The organism is Streptomyces sp. NBC_00080 (assembly GCF_045041255.1).
In the GTDB taxonomy this organism is placed as follows: Bacteria; Actinomycetota; Actinomycetes; order Streptomycetales; family Streptomycetaceae; genus Streptomyces; species Streptomyces coriariae.
The window spans coordinates 4008340-4029097 of sequence record NZ_CP108235.1 but is presented as its reverse complement, the minus strand read 5'-3'; the positions used below and the strand labels follow the sequence as shown (position 1 = coordinate 4029097).

Genomic DNA, 20758 nt, shown 5'->3' with positions numbered 1-20758 from the left:
TACCGATGTCCTTTCCTCTGCTGACAGCGACGGCGGCGCTCCCGGCGATCGGGGCGGTCGCCACGGCCGCCGTACCGGCCGCCCGGCGCAACGCCGCCAAATCGCTGGCCCTGGTGTTCTCTCTGGCGACACTCGCCCTGGCGATCGTCGTCCTGGTCCGCTTCGACCCGGACGGCGGCCGCTACCAGCTCACCGAATCCCACTCCTGGATCGCGGACTTCGGGGTCAGGTACGAGCTGGGCGTGGACGGCATCGGGGTCGCGCTCGTCGCGCTGACCGCGCTGCTGATCCCGTTCATCATTCTCGCGGGCTGGCACGACGCCGACCCACTGGAGACGGGCAGTAAGCGCTGGCGGCCGACCCAGGGCTTCTTCGCCCTGATCCTGGCCGTCGAGGCGATGGTGATCATCTCCTTCGAGGCGACCGACGTCTTCCTCTTCTACATCTTCTTCGAAGCCATGCTGATCCCGATGTACTTCCTCATCGGCGGCTTCGGGGACCGTGCCCACGAGCACGGCGAGGAGGTGGCGTCCACGCAAAGGTCGTACGCGGCCGTGAAGTTCCTCCTGTACAACCTGGTCGGCGGCCTGATCATGCTGGCCGCGGTGATCGGCCTCTATGTGGTGGCCGGGAACTTCTCGCTCACGCAGATCGCCGAGGCCCGCGCCAACGGAACGCTCGACATGGCGACGAACACCGAACGCTGGCTGTTCCTGGGCTTCTTCTTCGCCTTCGCCGTGAAGGCGCCCCTGTGGCCGCTGCACACCTGGCTGCCCAACGCCATGGGTGAGGCGACCACCCCGGTCGCCGTGCTCATCACGGCGGTCGTCGACAAGGTCGGCACCTTCGCGATGCTCCGGTTCTGCCTCCAGCTGTTCCCGGAGGCGAGCAAGTGGGCGACGCCCGCCATCCTCGTCCTCGCGGTGATCAGCATCATCTACGGGGCGCTGCTCGCCGTGGGCCAGCGGGACATCAAGCGGCTGGTGGCGTACGCGTCGATCTCGCACTTCGGGTTCATCATCCTGGGCATCTTCGCGATGACCAGCCAGGGTCAGTCCGGCGCGACGCTGTACATGGTCAACCACGGCATCTCGACAGCCGCCCTGATGCTGGTCGCGGGCTTCCTGATCTCCCGGCGCGGCTCGCGGCTCATCGCCGACTACGGCGGGGTGCAGAAGGTCGCCCCGGTGCTCGCCGGCACGTTCCTGATCGGCGGTCTGGCGACGCTCTCGCTGCCGGGACTCGCGCCCTTCGTGAGCGAGTTCCTGGTCCTGGTCGGCACGTTCGCGCGCTACCCGGCGATCGGCATCATCGCCACCTTCGGCATCGTCCTCGCCGCGCTCTACACGCTCGTCCTGTACCAGCGGACGATGACGGGCCCGGTGAAGCCCGAGGTCTCGGCGATGCCCGACCTGCGCGCGCGTGAGCTCGTGGTCGTCGCCCCGCTGATCGTGCTGTTGATCTTCCTGGGCGTCTACCCGAAGCCCGTCACGGACATCGTGAATCCGGCGGTCAAGCAGACCTTGTCCGACGTACACAAGAAGGACCCCCAGCCCGAGGTGGAGGCGGCCAAGTGAGCGCATCAGCCGTCCACAGCCTGTGGACAACGGCGGCAACCGCGGCCGAACCGATCTCGAAGATCGACTCGCCGAAGATCGAGTACGGGCAATTGTCGCCCACCTTGATCGTCTTGGGCGCGGCGATCATCGGAGTGCTGGTCGAGGCGTTCGTGCCGCGCAAGCACCGCTACTACGCACAGTTGTTCGTATCCGTCGTGGCGCTGGCCGCCGCCTTCGCCGCGGTGGTCGCGCTGGCGGAGGGCGGGTACGGCACCACGAAGGCACGCATCGCGGCCATGGGCGCGATCGCGGTCGACGGACCGGCCCTCTTCCTTCAGGGCACGATCCTGCTGGCCTCCCTCGTCGGCCTGTTCACCTTCGCCGAACGGCGCCTCGACCCCGAGGTGCACGGCAACCGGGTCGACTCCTTCGCCGCCCAGGCGGCCTCCGTGCCCGGCAGCGACAGTGAACAGGCCGCGGTCAAGGCCGGGTTCACGACGACCGAGGTCTTCCCGCTGCTGCTGTTCGCGGTCGCCGGCATGCTGGTCTTCCCCTCGGCCAACGACCTGCTGACCCTGTTCATCGCCCTGGAAGTCTTCTCGCTGCCGCTGTACCTCCTGTGCGCACTGGCCCGCCGCAAGCGGCTCATGTCGCAGGAAGCCGCGGTGAAGTACTTCCTCCTCGGCGCGTTCGCCTCCGCGTTCACCCTCTTCGGTATCGCTCTGCTGTACGGGTACGCGGGCTCGGTGTCCTACGGCACGATCGCGCAGGTCGTCGACGGCACCGTCCAGAACGTGAACCCGGCGCTCGCCGACACCATGGGCAACGACGCGCTGCTCCTCGTCGGCGCCGCGATGATCGTCATGGGGCTGCTGTTCAAGGTGGGCGCGGTGCCGTTCCACATGTGGACACCCGACGTCTACCAGGGCGCTCCGACCCCGGTCACCGGCTTCATGGCCGCGGCGACGAAGGTGGCCGCCTTCGGCGCGCTGCTGCGTCTCCTCTACGTCGTCCTGCCCGGCCTGCGCTGGGACTGGCGGCCGGTCATGTGGGGCGTCGCGATCATCACCATGCTGGGCGGCGCGATCGTCGCGATCACGCAGACCGACATCAAGCGGCTGCTGGCGTACTCGTCCATCGCGCACGCCGGATTCATCCTCGCGGGTGTCATCGCGACCACTCCGGACGGCGTCTCGTCGGTTCTCTTCTACCTGGCCGCGTACTCGTTCGTGACGATCGGCGCGTTCGCCGTGGTCACCCTCGTGCGCGACGCCGGCGGCGAGGCGACCCACCTGTCCAAGTGGGCCGGGCTCGGGCGCAGGTCACCCCTGGTGGCGGCCGTGTTCGCGGTGTTCCTGCTGGCCTTCGCCGGTATCCCGCTGACCTCCGGGTTCGCCGGTAAGTTCGCCGTGTTCAAGGCGGCGGCGGAGGGCGGCGCGGCCCCGCTGGTCGTGGTCGGTGTGATCTCGTCGGCGATCGCGGCGTTCTTCTACATCCGCGTGATCGTGCTGATGTTCTTCAGCGAGCCGCGGCCCGAGGGCCCGACCGTCGCCGTTCCGTCCCCGCTGACGATGACGGCGATCGCGGTCGGTGTGGCGGTCACGCTGGTGCTCGGCGTGGCACCGCAGTACTTCCTGGACCTGGCGAACCAGGCGGGAGTGTTCGTTCGCTGAGCCGCTCCGAGCAGGTGCGCCGACCTGCGTGTGCCTGTACGACGGGCCCGGTTCCCCAGGTGGGGGCCGGGCCCGTCGGCGTCGCACAGACGATCGGGTGCGGGGATTTTCCCGTGCCCGTCACCCGGAGTCACCGGAACGAGCCTGTGGATAACTCCGGCGCTGTCAGTCCGGACCCCTATCGTGGAGGCAGTGGTCGAGGGACGACGTACGGGGGACCAGACGATGGGCGGGACAGGTGGGATCAGCGCGATGACAGCGATCACCGGGACACCGGAGCGGACCGAGAGCGAGGCGCTGGCCACGCTGCACCGGGTCTTCGGATACGACGCCTTCCGTGGCGAGCAGGAAGCGGTCATCGAGCACGTGGTGGCCGGCGGGGACGCGGTCGTCCTCATGCCCACCGGCGGCGGCAAATCGCTGTGCTACCAGATCCCTGCCCTGGTCAGGCCGGGTACAGGCATTGTCGTCTCGCCGCTGATCGCGCTGATGCAGGACCAGGTGGACGCGCTGCGGGCACTCGGCGTGAACGCCGGGTTCATGAACTCCACGCAGGACTTCGACGAGCGGCGGGTGGTCGAGGCCGAGTTCCTCGCCGGCGAGCTGGACCTGCTCTACCTGGCGCCGGAGCGACTGCGCCTGGACTCCACGCTGAACCTCCTCTCCCGCGGCAAGATCGCGGTCTTCGCGATCGACGAGGCGCACTGCGTCTCCCAGTGGGGCCACGACTTCCGTCCCGACTACCTGTCCCTCTCGCTGCTCGGCGAGCGCTGGCCGGACGTCCCGCGGCTCGCCCTCACGGCGACGGCCACCCGCGCGACGCACGAGGAGATCACCCAGCGGCTGAACATGCCGTCCGCCCGGCACTTCGTGGCGAGCTTCGACCGACCCAACATCCAGTACCGGATCGTGCCGAAGGCCGACCCCAAGAAGCAGCTGCTGAGCTTCCTGCGCGAGGAGCACGCGGGCGACGCGGGCATCGTGTACTGCCTCTCGCGCAACTCCGTCGAGAAGACGGCCGAGTTCCTCTCCCGCAACGGCGTCGAGGCGGTGCCCTACCACGCGGGTCTGGACGCGGGCACGCGTGCGGCGCACCAGTCCCGCTTCCTGCGGGAGGACGGCCTGGTCGTGTGCGCGACCATCGCCTTCGGCATGGGCATCGACAAGCCGGACGTACGGTTCGTCGCCCACCTCGACCTGCCCAAGTCGATCGAGGGCTACTACCAGGAGACGGGGCGTGGCGGCCGCGACGGACTGCCCTCCACCGCATGGATGGCGTACGGCCTCAACGACGTCATACAGCAGCGCAAGCTGATCCAGTCCGGTGAGGGTGACGAGGCCTTCCGTCGGCGGGCCGCCGCGCACCTGGACTCGATGCTGGGGCTGTGCGAGACCGCCCAGTGCCGCCGCGGACAGCTCCTCGCCTACTTCGGCCAGGAACCGGAGCCGGCGGGCTGCGGAAACTGCGACACCTGCCTCACACCCCCGGAGACCTGGGACGGCACCGTCGCGGCCCAGAAGGTGCTGTCGACGGTGGTGCGGCTCCAGCGGGAGCGCGGGCAGAAGTTCGGCGCGGTGCAGATCATCGACATCCTGACGGGCAAGCGCTCGGCCAAGGTGATCCAGTTCGACCATGACCAGCTGTCGGTGTTCGGCATCGGTGAGGACCTCTCCGAAGGCGAATGGCGCGGCGTCGTGCGGCAGTTGCTGGCGCAGGGGCTGCTCGCGGTCGAGGGCGAGTACGGCACGCTGGTGCTGACGGAGGCCAGCGGTTCGGTACTCCGCCGCGAGCGGGACGTGCCGCTGCGCAAGGAGCCGAAGAAGCCGGCGACCTCGAAGGCGTCGGGCTCTTCCTCCTCCGGCAGGAGCAAGTCCAAGGCCGCCGTGGCCGAGCTGCCCGAGGAACTGGTGCCGGCGTTCGAGGCCCTGCGCGCCTGGCGTGCGGAACAGGCCCGTGAGCAGGGCGTCCCGGCGTACGTCATCTTCCACGACGCCACGCTCCGGGAGATCGCCACGGCCTGGCCGACCTCGGTGCGGCAGCTCGGCGGCATCAGCGGGGTCGGCGAGAAGAAGCTGGTGACGTACGGGGAGGGCGTGATCGCGGTGCTGGCCTCGCTGGGCGGGACACCGGGCACCGCCGCTCCGGGGACGGCGGAGACCTCCGCTCCGGTGCCGGCTTCGGGTGTCGGGGCCGGCGCCAGAACCGGCGCCGGAGCGGATCAGGGTGACCCGGACTACTGGCCCGAGATGGACGCGGAGCCGGAGCCCGAGGACTGGATGTAGGCCGGCAGTCCCGGTCCGCTGCCGGACCGGTGTCTCACAGAGCGCGGGTCGCGTACGCCCTGACGTCCGCGTCGGGGTCCGTCGTCGCCGTGGCGAGGGCCGCGCGGGCGGCTTCCCAGGCTCGGTGCCGGGTCTCCGCGAGGCCCATCAGACGGTCCAGGCCGTGCGGGTACTGATCTGCCAGGTCGGGACGACACGGTCTGGCCAAGGCCGTCTGGCGGGGGCCGTCGGAGCAACGCCGTCGGGACGACGCCGTCAGGCCAACACCGTCAGGCCCGGGGCGAAGGTGATCAGCAGGGGCAGCAGCGGGACCAGTGTGGCCACCGTCGTCGTCAGCGCCCGCTGTCTGCGGAGCAGGCGCGGGGGCGGCTGGAGCAGGCGGTCGACCCGCTCGCCCAGGAGACGGTTGCTGGAGGCGCAGGACAGGACGCCCCGGTGCTGGTTCAGCTCGATCAGGGCCAGAGCCGTGGTCAGGTGACCGCAGCGGCGCGACGCGGTGTCGTCGGCGGCGAGTTCGACCAGGCGGTGGGTCTGGTCGCAGAAGTGGGAGAAGAGCGGAATACGGGGGAAGCCGGTGGCAAGGGCGGTCGACAGGTGGAGCAGCCAGTCATGGTGGGCGCGGGCATGGCCACGCTCATGGGTGAGGACGGCGTCCAGCTGGTGGGAGGTGAGGCGGTGCAGGGCGCCGGTCGTCACGATCAACTGGGGTGGGTTGCCCGGCATCCACCAGGCGTCCGGGTACTCGTCTTCCAGCACCAGCAGTGGGGCCCGCGCGGACGGCAGGCCCGCGGGCAGGTCGGGGGCGCGTTCACGCAGGTGGGCCCTGGCCCGGCCGCGGCGCCGGCGCGCCTCGACGAGTTCGCGGGCCAGCATCGCGGTGGTCCAGGCGGCCCCGCAGGCCAGCAGCAAGGTCAGGGCAGCGGCCCACCAGGGGGCGGCGGAGAGGTCGTACGCCTCGGAGACCCCGGGCGGTGCGGGGGCGAAGACCCGGGCGCGCACCGTGTGGAACACGGCGGCGGCGCCCAGGGTCAGGGCGGTCAGGCAGCACAGCAGGACCGTGGCGACCAGGCACTGCCACACCCACAGCCCGATCACCGGCTCCCGCTCGGGCCAGGCGGACCGGGTGAGCGCGCGCGGAGCCGGCACGGCGGCGGTCAGGGCGACGACGCTCAGCAGGAGCAGGCAGAGAGTCATGCCATGGGCTCCGGATCCTGGTCGGGAAGGAGGCGTGGGCCACGTGCGCGCGGGGTGCGTACGGAGTACCCGCGTGCGTGCGGCCTGCCCTGGGCGGCGGGCTCGGCACGAGGACCGTGCCCGCCGCCAGTATGACGGCGGTTCCTCCGGGAGTCAGCCCACGACGAGGCTCCGATTCAGCCCCGTCCGCCCCGACTCGGCGGCCTCGCCACGGTCAGCCACCCCACCACCGGGTCGGTCACCGACCCCACCACCGCCGACCCCACCACCGGCACCGGGCCCGCCCCCGGCCGCTTCACTCGGCGGTCACCTGTCCGCTCACCTGTCCGGTCACCTCTCCCAGGCCCACTCGCGTGCCGCCGGGCCCGGGAGCCCAGGCGGACAGGGTCACCACGTCGCCGTCCTCCAGGAACGTGCGCTTGCCGTCGGGGAGTTCCAGTGGGTCACGGCCGTTCCAGGTCAGTTCCAGCAGGGAGCCGCGCTCGTGCGGTTGGGGACCGCTCACCGTGCCCGAGCCGTACAGGTCGCCGGTGCGCAGGGAGGCGCCGTTGACCGTGAGGTGGGCGAGTTGCTGGGCGGCCGTCCAGTACATGGTGGAGAAGGGCGGATCGGAGATCACCTGACCGTTGAGCGCGACGGAGATGCGCAGGTCGTAGCCGCCGGGCTCGGCGTCCGCGTCGTCCAGGTAGGGGAGGAGGGGGTGGGTCCGCTCCGGGGGCGTCACCCGCGCGCTCTCCAGGGCCTCCAGCGGGGTGATCCACGCCGACACCGACGTGGCGAACGACTTGGCGAGGAACGGGCCGAGAGGGACGTACTCCCAGGCCTGGAGGTCGCGGGCGGACCAGTCGTTGAGCAGGCACAGACCGAAGACGTGCTCGCGGAAGTCGGCCAGCGCGACCGGGCTGCCCTGCCGCGAGGGCACGCCGACCACGAAGCCGACCTCGGCCTCGATGTCGAGCCGCACGGAAGGGCCGAAGACGGGCGCCGGCTCGTCGGGAGCCTTGCGCTGGCCGGACGGGCGGACGACGTCCGTGCCGGAGACCACGACCGTGCCGGCCCGGCCGTGGTAGCCGATCGGCAGGTGCTTCCAGTTGGGCAGGAGGACGTCACCGGCGTCCGGACGGAAGATCGCTCCCGCGTTCCGGGCGTGGTGCTCGGACGAGTAGAAGTCGACGTAGTCGGCGACCTGGAAGGGAAGGTGCAGCGTCACGCCGGAAAGGGGATGGAAGAGCGGCTCGACGGTGGGCCGGTGGGCGGGGTCGGTCACCCACTCCGTCAGGGCACGGCGCACCTGCGACCAGGTCGTGCGACCCGCCGCCAGCAGCGGGTCGAGCGTCGGCGAGGCGAGGAGGCCGACGTGTGGCGAGCCGAGCGCGCGGGCCGCCGCGCCCGCGTCGAGGACATGGTCGCCGAGCCGGACGCCGACGGTCCGCTCCGTGGAGCCCGGGAGGGAGAAGACGCCGTACGGGAGGTTGTGCGGACCGAAGGGGTCGCCCTCGGGAAGGTCGAAGGGGGGCATCGGGTACTGCCTCTCTTTCGTGCGCTCTTTGGTGCTCGCCATGTCGGGCTCGCCGGACCTCGAACGGGTGTCGCGCGGGTGCGCCGAGCCGCGCCACACGTTACGGCCGACGTCGTGGAAGCGACACGGGGGCCGGGCCGGCGAAGCGCTGCGGTCGGCAGCTCTCCGCTTCCGGTCGCTCACCCGAAGTCGTCCACCGGCCGGTACGCAATCTTGACGGAGCGGTGCGAAACGGGAGAGTCTGGGCGGGTGCTGGAAGGCCTCGGGGAGGGGGCCTTCCCCTGGCACAACTGGGGGGCGGATGGCCATAGGGGAGGCCGGCCTCGGGTCGGCGCGGCGTGGCTCACGGCCGAAACGGCTGGAAGCGACCATGCGCGACAGACTCGGCCGGGAATGCGTGTACGTACCGTCGTGCAGATTCGGGCTGTACGTGGCCTTGCGCCACTGGTGCCCGCCCGGCGGACGGGTACTGATGTCGCCGGTCAACGACGACGTGATCTTCTTCGTGCTGCTCGCGGCGGGACTGCGGCCCGTGCAGGTGCCGTTGAACCCGCTGGACGCGTCGATCGACGTCGATGCCGTGCCCGACGAGGTGTGGGGCTCGCTCTCCGGCGTCCTCACGACGAATCTGTACGGCAACCCGGACGACGCACCCCGCCTACGGGAGAAGTGCGACGCGCTGGGCATCCCGTTGTTCGAGGACGGGGCGCACGCCATCGGCAGCGAAGTGGGGGGCAGACCGGTCGGGGCCTGGGGGGACGCCTCGGTCTTCAGCCTCTCCAAGCATGTCGGTGCCAAGGCCGGCGGATTCCTGGCCTGCGCCGACCCGGGGCTGCGCGAGGCCCTGGCGAAGGCCTGCGAGGACCTGCTGCTGCCGGGGCGGTTCACGGCGGAACTCGCCTACACCGTCCGGCCCCACGCGGAGGCGGCCGTGCGGGCGCTGCGGCTGCGGCGGGCGGCCTGGGCCACGATGCGGCTGCTCGGGCTGATGGAGCGGGAGGAGATCCGGATGCCTTTACGGCCGGCCGAGTTGGCCCGCGCCTTCGACGCGGCGCCGGACCTCACCGCGCACGACTCCTGGGTCCGCGTCGACATGCACGACTACCGGCTGCGTTCGGGGCCGCTGAGAGCGGGCCGCATCGGCCGCAGGCTCGACCACCTGGACGAGGTGCTGGCGGCCTGCCGGGCGGGCACGGAGCTGTTCCTGTCCACACCGTGGGCGCGGCCCGGCGCGGCCCGCGCCGACCGGGTCCAACCCCTTTTCCGCGTACCCCTGTTCGTCGCCGACCGGGACGCCGCGAGGGCGGCGCTCGCGCGGCGGGGCATCGTCGTCGGGTACCTCTATGACCCGCCTCTGGACGACTACGCGGGTGCCGCCTTCACCGACCCGTCGCCCGATCCCGCCGGGGCCCGCTGGTTCGCCCGGCACGCGTTGCCCGTGGATCCGCTGCGGGCCCGGCAGGTCGTCGAGGTGCTCCAGGAGACCGGCGTACGGCCGGCCGAGGCGCCGGGAGGGCTGGAGCCGACCGGTGGCTGAGACGCAGGCCGAGATCCAGGTACCCGAACCCTCGGCGCCGCCCGTCGGCAAGGAGGCGGCGGCCACGACACCGGCCGACGACACACGCGGCTCCGAATCCCTGTTCAAGAACGCCTACTTCCTGATGCTCAGCACGGGCGTGTCCGCCGTGCTGGGCCTGGGCTTCTGGCTGGTGGCCGCGCGCTACTACTCGGAGGAGGCCGTCGGCCAGGGCTCGGCCGCGATCGCGGCCATGCGGCTGCTCGCCAGCATCACGGCGACGACGATGATCGGGGCCGTCGTCCGCTTCGTGCCGCGCGCGGGGCGGGCCACGGGCTCGCTGGTGTGGCGGGCGTACGCGGCCAGCTCGGTGGTCGTGGCCGTCGCCGCCTTCGTCTTCCTGCTCACCCTGGACCTGTGGGGGGCGACGTACGCACCGCTCGGCACGGCCGCCGCGGGCACGGCGTTCGTCGTCGCGTGCGTGGCGTGGGCGCTGCTCACGCTCCAGGACGGGGTGCTCACCGGCCTGCGCAGATCGGGCTGGGTGCCCGTCGGCAACGCGGTGTTCTCCGTCGGCAAGCTGATCCTGCTGGTCGTGTGTGCGACCGCGCTGCCGGCGCTCGGGATCTTCGTTTCCTGGGCCGTCGCGATCGCGTTCTCGACGTTGCCCCTGGGCTGGCTGATCTTCCGTCGGCTGATCCCGCGCCAGGCCACCGCCGACCGCGACCTGGAGCCTCCGCAACTGCGGGAGATGGGCCGCTTCCTGGCCGGGGACTCGCTGGGCGCACTGTTCAGCCTGGCGATGATCAACCTGCTGCCGGTGATGGTCGCGGTCCGCTTCAGCGCGGCGGAGAACGGCTACTTCTACGTGGCGTACACCGTCGGCGGCACGATGGAGTTCATGGCCATCAACATGGCCTCCTCCCTCACCGCGCACGCCTCGCACGATCCGCGCCGGCTCGCCGAGGGCGTGCGCGGGGCGCTGCGCCGGATGACGCTGCTGCTGGTGCCGGTGGTGCTGGTCCTGGTGGTGTTCGCCCCGCAGATCCTGCTGCCGTTCCACGAGGACTACGCCGAGCACGGCACCACCGTGCTGCGGCTGCTGGCCGCCGGGGCGCTGCCCCGGGTCGTGGTCGAGCTGTACATCGGGGTGCTGCGCGTGCAGGGGCGTACCGGGGTGCTCGCCGCGCTCCAGGGCGCCATGTGCACGCTGGTGCTGGGCAGCGCCGCCCTGCTGTTCGCCCCGGCGGGGATCGACGGTGCGGGCTGGGCGGTGCTGATCAGCATGACGCTGATTGCCGCCGTCTCCGCCGTCGGTCTGCGGTCCGCGCTGCGCCGCAACGACCGGACGCCCGTCGGCCGTACCTCCGCCGCCCCGGCCTACGGCACCCATTGGGCACGGCTGAACGCCACCGCCGGATACGGCACGAACTGGGCGCGTCGGGCGGCGTACGAACGCGACGGCGTCGACGAGGACACGGTCACCCTGTTCATAGGACGTCCCGGGTACGAACGCGAGGCGCTGCAGGCGGACACGCTGGCGCTGATAAGGCGGCACCCGCACGAGTCCGACGCAGGCCGGAGAAGCAAGGGGACCGAGGGGGCCGGGAGACGGGACGAGCCGGCTCGGGGGGGCGCGCGGGGCCGGTCCGCTCACACCGGGAGCCGGGAGCGGTGGGTCGCGGGCGGACTGTGGGGCCTGCTCGGCGTGGCCACCGCGGCCTTCTGGACGGCGGCGCTGCGCCGGCTGCCGTGGCTCGACGGCCCGTCCGAAGAGATACTGACCGGACGTCAGCTGCTGGCGGCGCTGCCGCTCATGGCGTTGCTCGCGGGGGGCCTGCTGTTGGTGGTGTTCGTCGGCGCGGTGACGCTGCGCGCGACACGCGGCGCGCTGCTGCCGGGGGCGGCGCTGGGTTCGGTGCTGCTCGCCCTGTACGCCGTACCTTTCGCCTTCGGCGGGGAGCCGTCACCGGTCGGTGGGGCGTGGTACGCGAAGGCGGCCGGTTTCCTGGCGGAGGGGATGGGACTCGACGGGCCCGAGCCGCTGCTGCGCTGGGCACCGCCGGCCGCACAGCTGCTGGGTCTCATACCTCTGTGGCTGCTGCTCGCCGACGCGGACCGGTGGCTGACGTGGCCGGGGCGCTGGGGCGTCCTGTATCTCGTCGCGGTGGGCGGCTGGGTATGGCGACAGGAACTCGCGCCGACGGCCGCGCCCCTGTTCGTCGTGCTCGTCCTCGCCGCCGTGTTCCTGCGGCTCGTCACCCGTGGCCGGGTGGGCGCCGGAGAGCCGCGCGGCGCGGTCAGCGGGGCGGCACGGGCTGGTGGAAGTAGCCGTTCCTGCCCGCCTCCCGGTAGCCCTCGAGGCCCGGGCCCTCGTTGACGGTCAGGTCGCACACGGGCTTTTCGGAGGTCGGCCGGTTCCAGTGCACCAGTGCCTTCACCTCCGGGAGCTTCTTCACGGCGGCGGGGATCCGGGTGTACCAGTCGCGCTGGCGTTGCGGGGCTTCGGCGTCCGGTGCGGTGGCGAACTCCGCGAGCATCACCGGCTTTTCGTCGCTGATGTTCTCGCGCAGCCACTCGTAGCTGGGCCGCTGGCTGCGCAGGAAGTCCTTCCAGTCCGTGGTGCCGTGGCACTGGTAGTAGTTGTACTGGTCCATGGCGATCCAGTCGACGTACTCGTCCCCCGGGTAGAGCGCCTTCATGTCGGCCGCGCTGCCGAGGTAGCCGGAGACGGTCCACACCCACACCACGTTGTCGGCGCCCAGTTCCCGGAACCGGTCCCGGACATGGCGGTACGCGGCGACGAACTCCTCAGGGGTGCCCGCGCCTTCCTTGATGCGGGCGTCGGTCTCCTGGTCGAAGGAGAGGAAGACGCGTTTGCCGTAGGCCTTGATACGCCGGATCTGCGGATCGAGGATCTTCTCGTCGAGCTCGCCGGAGGCGATGTTCTTCCAGCCGAGCTGGGTCTCCGTCCAGTTCTCGTGGTGCGGCTCGGTCCAGACGGTGGACTCCCAGGCCAGCATGAGCAGCCGGTCCTTGCCGAGTTCCTGTTCGTCGGGGGTGAGCAGTTCCCCGTCGAGCCGGGTGTCCGACATGTCGTGGTAGTTGTAGACGAGGTCCAGCTTGCGGCCGATCCTCTTCTCGAAGCTGTGCACGGCGTCCTTGAGCGAGCCGTCCTCGGCGTACGGCACGGCGGCGCCCCACCAGGCGCCGCAGGGCGGGATCAGCGTGTCGGTGGGGGCGCAGGGTCCGGTGGGCAGCTCACCCGAGGCCGCGTTGTCGGGCAGAGCGTCCGCCGCGGAATCCGGGTCCTCGGAGCGGCCGGCCCAGATGCCGAGCCCGGCGAGCAGCGCGGCCACCGCCACCATCGCGACAGCCGTGTAGGTGCGCCTCGCGCTTCTCGGGTCGTTCCTCGGGGCGTCCGCCGGGTCGGCTGCCGGGTCGCTCCCCGATCCGTCTCCCGGTCCGTCTTCTGAGCTGTGGCCCAAGCCCTTCCCCGGCCCGTCGTCCGCCGAGTCGTGGCCCAAGCCGTCCGCTAACCCGTCTCCTAGCCCGTCCCGCAACCCATTCCCCAAGCCGTCCCCCAAGCCGTCCCCCAAGCCGTCCCCCAAGCCGTCCCCCAAGCCGTCCCCCAAGCCGTCCCCCGTGTGGTTCTCCACGCCTCCCGTCCCGTCCGGTTCGGCCGGCTTGCGTGGCCCGCGCAGCCGATGCCGCCCCGTCATGTGTCGCTGCCGCCGGAAGGCCTGCGCCTGACCTTGGCGCGCTCGACCGCGCCGCGCCGAGCGGCGGGCAGCGGCAGCCCCGGCAGAGCCGCGGTGACCGTGGTGAAGCAGGCGAGCGAGACCAGGAAGGCGGTCATGGAGAAGGCCTTCACCAGGAACAGCGAGGTCGCGGTGAGCACACCGAGCGAGAGGCTGATGGGCGCGGCGAGCGCGACCGCCTCCAGTCTGGCGCCGGAGGCCAGGCGTCCTGGCTGCGGATACAGCGCCGCGCAGCCAGGACCGAACAGGACGAACAGCAGCACCGGGATCCAGCGGAGCGGAGAGGGGCCGGGTACGGCGGTGGCGGCCAGCGCCGACCAGCCCGAAGCCGCGACGAGGACCCGCAGGTGCGTCGAGGTGAACCTGCTGCCCTCGACCCCTTCGGCCTCGCCCATGATCCCCACGCCCCAGTGCCCCACGCCCCCGTGCCCGGCGCCCACGTTTCCAGGACCCTGTTCCCTGTGGCGCACATCCCCATGGCCCAGCTCCCTGTGGCCGAGGTCCCTGCAACCCGGTTCCCCGTGGCCGAGGACCCCGTGACCCAGGTCCCGGCGGCCCTTGTCGGCGGTGTTCTCGTTGTCGATGTCCTCGGGGTCTGTGGTCGTCACTTCGATCACCTTGTGGTCATTCATCGGGTGGCCGGGCGGTACTCCAGGACGACGCCGTACGGATGGCTCTCGACGGTCCGGAAGAGGGACGAGGCGGACAGCTTCGAGCGCAGGGTGTCGAAGCCGCCGGGCGGCAGCAGACCCTCGCCGGCGGTGTAGACGTCCTGGGTGCGGGTGAGGACGACGTACGCCTTCGTACCCGGTGGGATCCCGTCCGCGAGATACCCGGCCGGGTCCTTCAGCATCTTCTCGTTCTCGGGCAGCGCCTGTTCGGCGAAGAACCAGTGCTCGAGACGGTCGTAGCGGTGCAGTGCCTGCGGGAAGGAGCCGCTGGTGGAGAGGATCAGCGAGCCGTCGGGAGCGTTGTCGAGGGCCCTGGTGACCAGGGCGGTCTCGTCCGGCGGCGTGTAGAACATCTTCTCCTTGCCGTAGTACGACGGCAGGAAGCCGGCCAGCAGCACCAGCAGGACGGCCGGCAGCGCGAAGGCCGCCGTCCTGCGCCGCAGTGCCTTCGCCCTGCTGCGGTGGGTCCCCGCGACGGCCGGCACGAGCGCGGCGGCGGCGAAGAACGCCGCGCCGGGCAGGGCGAACAGATAGACACGGAAGAGCATTTCGCCGCCGTAGTCGTTGACGGCGAACAGTGGTACCGGGGCGACGGACACCAGCAGCAGGGGCAGCGCGCTGCGGGTCAGCCGGCGCCGCAGTACGACGGCGGCTCCGGCGAGGACGGCGACCGCGAGCACCATCGCCACGTTGGCGGTGCCCGCGAGTTCCGGCCCGGGCCCGGTGAGCTGCCCCGCGTAGCCCGCGCGGGAGTTCTCCGTCAGCTCGCCGATCGACTTCCTGATGGTGGAGAGCGTCTCGACGAACAGCGGCCGCCCCATGGTCAGGTCCCAGGTGAGCATCAGCAGCGCGGCGACGACCAGCAGCCCGTAGTTGCGGTAGCGGCGGGTGAGGCTGAGCGCGACCAGACAGACGGTGAGCATCACCGGGGTGAGCTGGTGCGTGGCGTTGATGGCGGCGATCAGCGGGGCCAGGATCACCACGCACACCGCGCGCTGCCTCCTCCCCGTCGGCGGCGGGACGGGCGCGGCCACCGGGTCGAGGAAGGTGCGGTCGCGCAGCCGTCCGGCGGACCCGGGCCGCACGAAGTGCCGCAGCACCACCGCGAGGACCGTCAGGTGCAGCAGGTAAGCGAGCGCCTGCGGGGCGAAGTAGTCCTGGCCCACCCAGTTGGCGAGCTGGAAGATCCACACGGCGGTCCAGATCAGCCGCCAGTCCTCGCAGAAGGTGCGGTAGATCAGGACCAGCACCGGCATCATGAGCAGGCCGACGACGACGGGCGCCCAGTTGGCGTACACGGCGGCGTCCTCCACGCCGAAGGCGCGCACCAGGCCCGCGTCGAGGGTGAAGAAGCCCGGCCACTGGTCGTACGCGCTCATGTTGCCCGACAGTGCCGCGCCCGGTCGCAGCTCACCGTTGGCGAGCAGCGTGTTGACGACGGCGTCGTGCTTGGAGGCCCACGGGTAGCGCACCGCGTCGTACAGCACCGCCGGCGGCGCCTTCAGCCCCAGGAGCAGCGCGGCGCAGTGCGCGGCCGGCCACCAGGGCACGGTGCCCGCGCGCCGCAGACTGAGCACGAAACCCGCGGTGAGGACCAGCAACGAGAGGTAGTAGGCGACCGGCAGCCGGTCGAGCAGGCCGTAGTCGCCGATCTCGCGGAAGCCGATGCGGGGCAGCGCGTACACCCACAGCCCGGCGGCGAGCAGCAGCGTGAGCAGGCCGGCGTCCGGTGGACGGAGCGGGATCCGCCAGGGTCTGCGGTCACCGCCGGCGGCCGGGGCCGGACTGCCCGGACCAGCCGGACTGACCGGAGCGCCGGGGCTTCCCGGTCCGGTGGAGAGGTCAGGGGTGGGCAGCTCGCTGCTCTCGGTGCTCGGTACGGGCACGTGTTGATGCACGTCGAGGCTCCCCTCCCTCAAGTCAACTATAGGAATTTTCTCTTCTTTTCACACCAAAATCGTCGAACTCGGCTCAACCTGCGAACACCGGTCCCTGTACGGCGGCGCGGGCGCGGCGGTACCAGCGCCAGCCGACCGTCTTCGGTCCGTCGCGGTACGGGGCGACACGGGCACCGGATCCCGCCAGCCAGCCCCGGACGTCGGCGACGGTGTGACCGCGGCGCACGATGAGCCGGGCGATGCGGTAGTGCTCGTCACGGTCCGAACTCAGCGCGTGCCGTACGGCGGTGGCCGTCTCGTAGCCGGTGGCCGCCGCCGTTCGCCGTACCCGGCCGCTGTTGTAGCCGTGCGGGTAGGCGAGATGACGGACCTGGTGGCCGAGGGCGTCCTCCAACACCGAGCGGGACACCCGCAGTTCGCGGGCGAGCGCCCGCGGCGCGAGGGTGTCCAGCTGGGCGTGGGTGACGGTGTGGCTGCCGATCTCCATGCCGTACCGCTCGAGTTGCGCCGCCTGCTCCAGCGTCATCATCGGGGCGGGCGGCAGCAGGCTGCGCCCGCCGCGGGCGATCGCTCCGGTGGTGAGGTAGGCGGTCGCGGACAGTCCGCGCCCGGCCAGCGCCTCGGCGGTCGGACCGGGCAGATCGGCGAAGCCGTCGTCGAAGGTGAGCAGTACCGGCCGGGGCGGCAGCGGCGCCCGCCCCGCGAGGTGGTCGGCGAGCGCGCTGATCGTGACGGGCGTACGGCCGCTGTCCACGACGGCGTCCAGGTGCTCGCCGAACTGCTTGGGGCTGACGGTGAACTCGGCGATCCAGCCGGGCGGTTCCTCCATCACGGCGTGATACAGAAACACCGGGATACTCCCGTTGCCGCCGTTGCTACTGCCGCCGTCGCTGCTTCCGCCGGTTCTGTGTGCGGACGCCGTCATCGCGCAGCACCTCGCAGCGCGCGCCGGGCCCGTAGATAGCCCACCGGCCCGTAGAGCATGCCGCGCCGCTGGAGCCGGGAGAGCCGGGCGGGCCAGGCGTGGGTCCGGGCGTCGTGACCGCCGGGTGCGCCGTCCGCCGCGGGCTCCGCCTCCCGGCTCGCCGTCAGCGTCCGTGCGTGGGCGAGCCCCCGGGGCAGCCGGGCCAGGAACGCGGGCAGCAGGCCGGGCCGGTTGACGAGGATCGCCGTGAGGTACGCGGTGAGGCCGGCGCCGTAGCCGTACGCCTGGGTCTCCAGGTCCCGCCAGGTCTCCCGGTGGTGGTGCCAGACCAGGGCCAGCGGGGTGTAGTGGAGCCGATGGCCCCCGGCGAGGACCCGGACGAACCCGTAGAGGTCGTCGCCGCCCCGCGCGCGCGTCCCCGCCCCGGTCGCCGGGTCGAAGCCGCCGGCCGCCCGCAGCACCTCCGTACGGAAGGCCATGTTGGCGCCGGAGCCGAAGCGGCCCGCGGTGAACGGGAACAGCGGTTCGTCGGCGGGCGGATCCTGCGGGTCGTACGTGCGGGCCGTGAAGCCCTTGGCGAAGCCGCCGTGGCTCTCCAGGAGGACCTGGGCGGGGGTCCGCAGCCGGGCCGGCAGGATCAGGCCGGTGGCGCAGCCGAGGCCGGGGTCGGCGGTGAAGGGCGCGGTGAGTTCCGTGAGCCAGCGCGGGTCCGCCACGACATCGTCGTCGGTGAACGCGACCACCTCGCCGTGGGCCCTCTCGACGCCCTTGTTGTGCGCGACGGCGAGACCGGGTGCCGGTTCGGTGACGTACCGCACGCGCTCGGCGTACTTGCGTTCGACCAGGTCCCGGGTCGCGTCCGTCACGGGCGCGTTGTCGACGACGACGATCTCGAAGTCCGGATGATCCTGGGCGAGCAGCGAGTCGAGCGCGAGCGCGAGCTTCTCGGCGCGCTCACGAGTGGCGACGACGACGGTGGTGAACGGGACGGCGGCGGCCGAGGCGATGGTCGGGGCCGTGGCCGTCGGGACGGCGGCCGAGGCGGTCTCGGCCTGGGCCATGACGGTCGGGATGGTGGCGTCCGGGGCGGTCTCGGCCTGGGCCGTGGTGGTCGTGGTCATGACGGCCTGGGCCGTGGTGACCGGGGCTGCCCCTTGCCCGGGCCCCGTGGAAGGCGGCCCGGGGGCCTGCTCGCGAGTGGCCAGGTCCATGAGGACGGTCTTCGGGTCCGCTCCCTCCGGCACCGACCCGAGCAGCGTCCCGATCGGCCGCCCGCCCCTTCTGACCAGCACGAACACCTCGCCATGCGTGACGGGCGGACTTCCCGGCCCTGGTCTGAGGGCACCGCCGTCGTCCAGTTCCAGCTCGGCGACCTGCACCGGCTCGATGTCCAGGAACCTCTGTATCTCCTGCTGTGCACGTGCAGCGCGGTACACGAACCCCCCTCGTCTCACGCCCGTCACACCCGTCATGCCGGCCGGCCGGTGCCGCCCGTCACGGTCGGCGCAGTCGGCCCGCGCCCTTCAAGGTCCGTGCGGCCGCCGCGGCAAGCCTCGGTCGGCTGCGCACGAAGTGATGCGCCCTGCGGGACGGCTCACGGCTGAGCCAGTGGAGCGCGGCGCCCACTCCCGGACGCGACCACGCCCCCTCGTACACGGGCAGCTCCCCGGTCTTCAGCGAGTCCTTGTACTCGGCCGCGCCCCGCCCCAGGTCGAGCAGGCCGATGCCCTCGGCGGCAGCGGACTCGGCCATCCGCAGATGCAGCACCAGGCCCGGCGAGAACTTCGCCAACTCCGGTTCGTACGCGGGAAACCAGCAGGCGAGGACGGTCGACGAACGCAGTCCGAAGTGCGCGGCGATCGGCCGGCCGCCGGCGTAGAGGACGGAGAGCGTGCCGGAGCACTCCGGCGCGCGGGTCCCGGAGAGCGCGTCCACGAGCCGGGAGATCCACTCCTGAGCGAACCGGTCCCGGCGGCCGGTCCTGCGGTACTGCGCGGACTTCCACGCCATGAGCGTGCGCAGCGCGGCCGGATCGCGCTCGTCGAACACGAACCGCACCTCCCCGACCTGGCGGCCGAGCCTGCGCTCCTTGGCCAGCGTCGTCTTCAGGAACTTCGGCGACTGGGCGCGCAGCACGGACTCGTAGGTCTCGTAACCCTTTTCGACGTCGATGACATAGGAGGCGTACTCCTCGGCCGCCTGCGGGACGAACAGCCCCTGCTCCGCCTCCAGGTTGTCGAAGGCGAAGCTCGACAGGCCGCACGCCCGCATCAGTTCGTCGGCGTTCAGCCCGAGACCCGGGGCCAGCACCGCGCCCTGCGCGTCCGAGACGCCGTACGCGAGGGCCTGGCCCTGTCCGAGCCGGCCCCGCTCGTGGGGCAGAAAGCCGACCGGCTCATGCCCCTCGTACACCACTGCCACCCGCGAGCGTGGCCGTACCAGGCCCATGGCGTCGGTGAACTCCGGTTCCATGAAGGGGTTTCGCGGCAGCGTCGACGCGGCGCGCAGCGCGCGCCACCGCTCCCTCTCCCCCTCGCCGAGGTCCTGCGGCCTCAGCACACGAATGCGCCCACTGCTCAACCTGACCCCCCGATCAAGTCCCCCCTGGACACCTGGACGGTACCGGTCCACCCGGGCATCGCGGTAGGTAGCGTCGTATGTTGTTGCCAATCGGTGCAGAGGCCTTTAACCGTCCGCTACCCGGCTATGTGCCAGAAAGCCGTTTCATTGCGTCGGTCGGCAGCCACGCGTGAGCCAGGCGTACAAGGGGAGTTGGCAGAACCGGACAGGACTTGGACGTCGGCCGGTTCGCGTCGAACCCGGGGGGCCCGGGATCCGTATTCTCTGATCATGGCCGCACCCACCGCATATGCCGCGCGCACCGCGTACTCCCTCATCGCCACCGACCTGGACGGGACGCTGCTCCGGGGCGACGACACCTTCTCCGACCGGTCGCTCGACGCGCTCGCGCGGGTGGCGGCCGCCGGCGCACGCCACCTGGTGGTGACGGGACGGCCCGCGCCCCGGGTGCGCCCGCTGCTCGACCGGCTGCACAGCAGGGGGCTCGCGGTGTGCGGGCAGGGCGCGCAGTTGTACGACGCCGGCGCGGACCGTCTGCTGTGGTCGGTCACCCTTGACCGGGAGCTGGCCGAGACCGCGCTCGGCAAGATCGAGGCGGAGGTCGGGCAGCTGTACGCGGCCGTCGACCAGGACGGTGTCGACGGGCTGACGCTCATCGAGCCGGGCTACCGGATGCCGCACCCGACGCTGCCCGCCCTGCGCGTCGGCCGGCGCGACGACCTGTGGTGCGAGCCGATCAGCAAGGTGCTGCTGCGCCATCCCACGCTGTCCGACGACGAGTTGGCGTCGACGGCCCGCTCGGTGGTCGGCTCGCTGGCCACGGTCACCATGTCGGGGCCGGGCACGGTCGAACTCCAGCCCTGCGGGATCACCAAGGCGACGGGTCTGGCCCTGGCCGCCGAACACCTGGGGCTGCGGCCCGAGGACACCGTGGCCTTCGGGGACATGCCCAACGACATCCCGATGTTCGACTGGGCGGCCCGGGGCGTCGCCATGGCCAACGCCCATCCTGAGCTCAAGGCGGTGGCCGACGAGGTGACGACGTCGAACGAGGACGACGGCGTGGCCGTCGTCCTCGAACGTCTGTTTCCGTAACCGGCTACCGGCTACCGGCTACCGGCTACCGGCCGCCGAGCCCCGGGCCCCGGCGGCCGACAACCGGTGACCGGTGACCGGCCG

Annotated in this window: 14 protein-coding genes; 6 read left to right on the top strand and 8 right to left on the bottom strand. The window is 71.7% G+C overall.

Annotation, left to right across the window (positions count from 1 at the left end; genetic code table 11):
• Window positions 1-5: 5 nt before the first annotated feature.
• The 3 genes from OHU34_RS17810 (at window position 6) to recQ (ending at window position 5515) form a co-directional block, all read left to right on the top strand.
• The gene (locus OHU34_RS17810) at window positions 6-1577 is read left to right on the top strand and encodes an NADH-quinone oxidoreductase subunit M (protein ID WP_142265671.1); all 1572 of its coding nucleotides are present in this window, start codon (window positions 6-8) and stop codon (window positions 1575-1577) included.
• On the top strand, window positions 1574-3232 hold the full coding sequence (gene nuoN, locus OHU34_RS17805; RefSeq protein WP_230194939.1) for an NADH-quinone oxidoreductase subunit NuoN: 1659 nt from the start codon (window positions 1574-1576) through the stop codon (window positions 3230-3232). Before OHU34_RS17810 ends, nuoN begins: the two co-directional genes overlap by 4 nt.
• A 225-nt stretch (window positions 3233-3457) precedes the next feature.
• Window positions 3458-5515 (top strand): DNA helicase RecQ, encoded by a 2058-nt coding sequence (recQ, locus tag OHU34_RS17800; RefSeq protein ID WP_405772283.1) that lies wholly within the window; start codon window positions 3458-3460, stop codon window positions 5513-5515.
• Between the two features lie 255 nt (window positions 5516-5770).
• On the opposite strand, the gene OHU34_RS17795 is transcribed toward recQ, so the two are convergent.
• Both OHU34_RS17795 and fahA read right to left on the bottom strand, forming a co-directional pair.
• Complete coding sequence (locus tag OHU34_RS17795) at window positions 5771-6709, bottom strand: M56 family metallopeptidase (protein ID WP_405767174.1); 939 nt, start codon at window positions 6707-6709, stop codon at window positions 5771-5773.
• A gap of 295 nt (window positions 6710-7004) precedes the next feature.
• Window positions 7005-8228: a fumarylacetoacetase gene (fahA, locus tag OHU34_RS17790; RefSeq protein ID WP_230194937.1), complete on the bottom strand. Its 1224-nt coding sequence runs from the start codon at window positions 8226-8228 to the stop codon at window positions 7005-7007.
• Between the two features lie 301 nt (window positions 8229-8529).
• Between fahA and OHU34_RS17785 the strand changes: the two genes are divergently transcribed.
• Both OHU34_RS17785 and OHU34_RS17780 read left to right on the top strand, forming a co-directional pair.
• Window positions 8530-9765 (top strand): DegT/DnrJ/EryC1/StrS family aminotransferase, encoded by a 1236-nt coding sequence (locus tag OHU34_RS17785; protein ID WP_405767171.1) that lies wholly within the window; start codon window positions 8530-8532, stop codon window positions 9763-9765.
• Complete coding sequence (locus OHU34_RS17780; protein WP_405767168.1) at window positions 9758-12124, top strand: lipopolysaccharide biosynthesis protein; 2367 nt, start codon at window positions 9758-9760, stop codon at window positions 12122-12124. The genes OHU34_RS17785 and OHU34_RS17780 overlap by 8 nt, the downstream gene beginning before the upstream one ends.
• Here OHU34_RS17780 and OHU34_RS17775 read toward each other — a convergent pair.
• From OHU34_RS17775 to OHU34_RS17750, 6 genes are all read right to left on the bottom strand, one after another.
• A complete protein-coding gene (locus OHU34_RS17775) occupies window positions 12045-13112 on the bottom strand; it encodes a glycoside hydrolase family 26 protein (RefSeq protein WP_405767165.1) in 1068 nt (355 codons plus the stop codon). The two genes, OHU34_RS17780 and OHU34_RS17775, sit on opposite strands and share 80 nt — an antisense overlap.
• 350 nt (window positions 13113-13462) lie before the next feature.
• Window positions 13463-14113: a hypothetical protein gene (locus OHU34_RS17770; RefSeq protein WP_405767163.1), complete on the bottom strand. Its 651-nt coding sequence runs from the start codon at window positions 14111-14113 to the stop codon at window positions 13463-13465.
• 20 nt (window positions 14114-14133) lie between these two features.
• On the bottom strand, window positions 14134-16074 hold the full coding sequence (locus OHU34_RS17765; protein ID WP_405767160.1) for a hypothetical protein: 1941 nt from the start codon (window positions 16072-16074) through the stop codon (window positions 14134-14136).
• 73 nt (window positions 16075-16147) lie between these two features.
• The gene (locus OHU34_RS17760; RefSeq protein WP_200839769.1) at window positions 16148-16903 is read right to left on the bottom strand and encodes a polysaccharide deacetylase family protein; all 756 of its coding nucleotides are present in this window, start codon (window positions 16901-16903) and stop codon (window positions 16148-16150) included.
• A 92-nt stretch (window positions 16904-16995) separates the two neighbouring features.
• Complete coding sequence (locus OHU34_RS17755; RefSeq protein WP_405772281.1) at window positions 16996-18378, bottom strand: glycosyltransferase; 1383 nt, start codon at window positions 18376-18378, stop codon at window positions 16996-16998.
• Between the two features lie 115 nt (window positions 18379-18493).
• Window positions 18494-19558, bottom strand: a complete 1065-nt coding sequence (locus OHU34_RS17750; RefSeq protein ID WP_200839770.1) for a GNAT family N-acetyltransferase — start codon at window positions 19556-19558, stop codon at window positions 18494-18496.
• Window positions 19559-19849: 291 nt separating this feature from the next.
• Between OHU34_RS17750 and OHU34_RS17745 the strand changes: the two genes are divergently transcribed.
• Complete coding sequence (locus tag OHU34_RS17745; RefSeq protein WP_020130167.1) at window positions 19850-20674, top strand: HAD family hydrolase; 825 nt, start codon at window positions 19850-19852, stop codon at window positions 20672-20674.
• Window positions 20675-20758 lie beyond the last annotated feature (84 nt).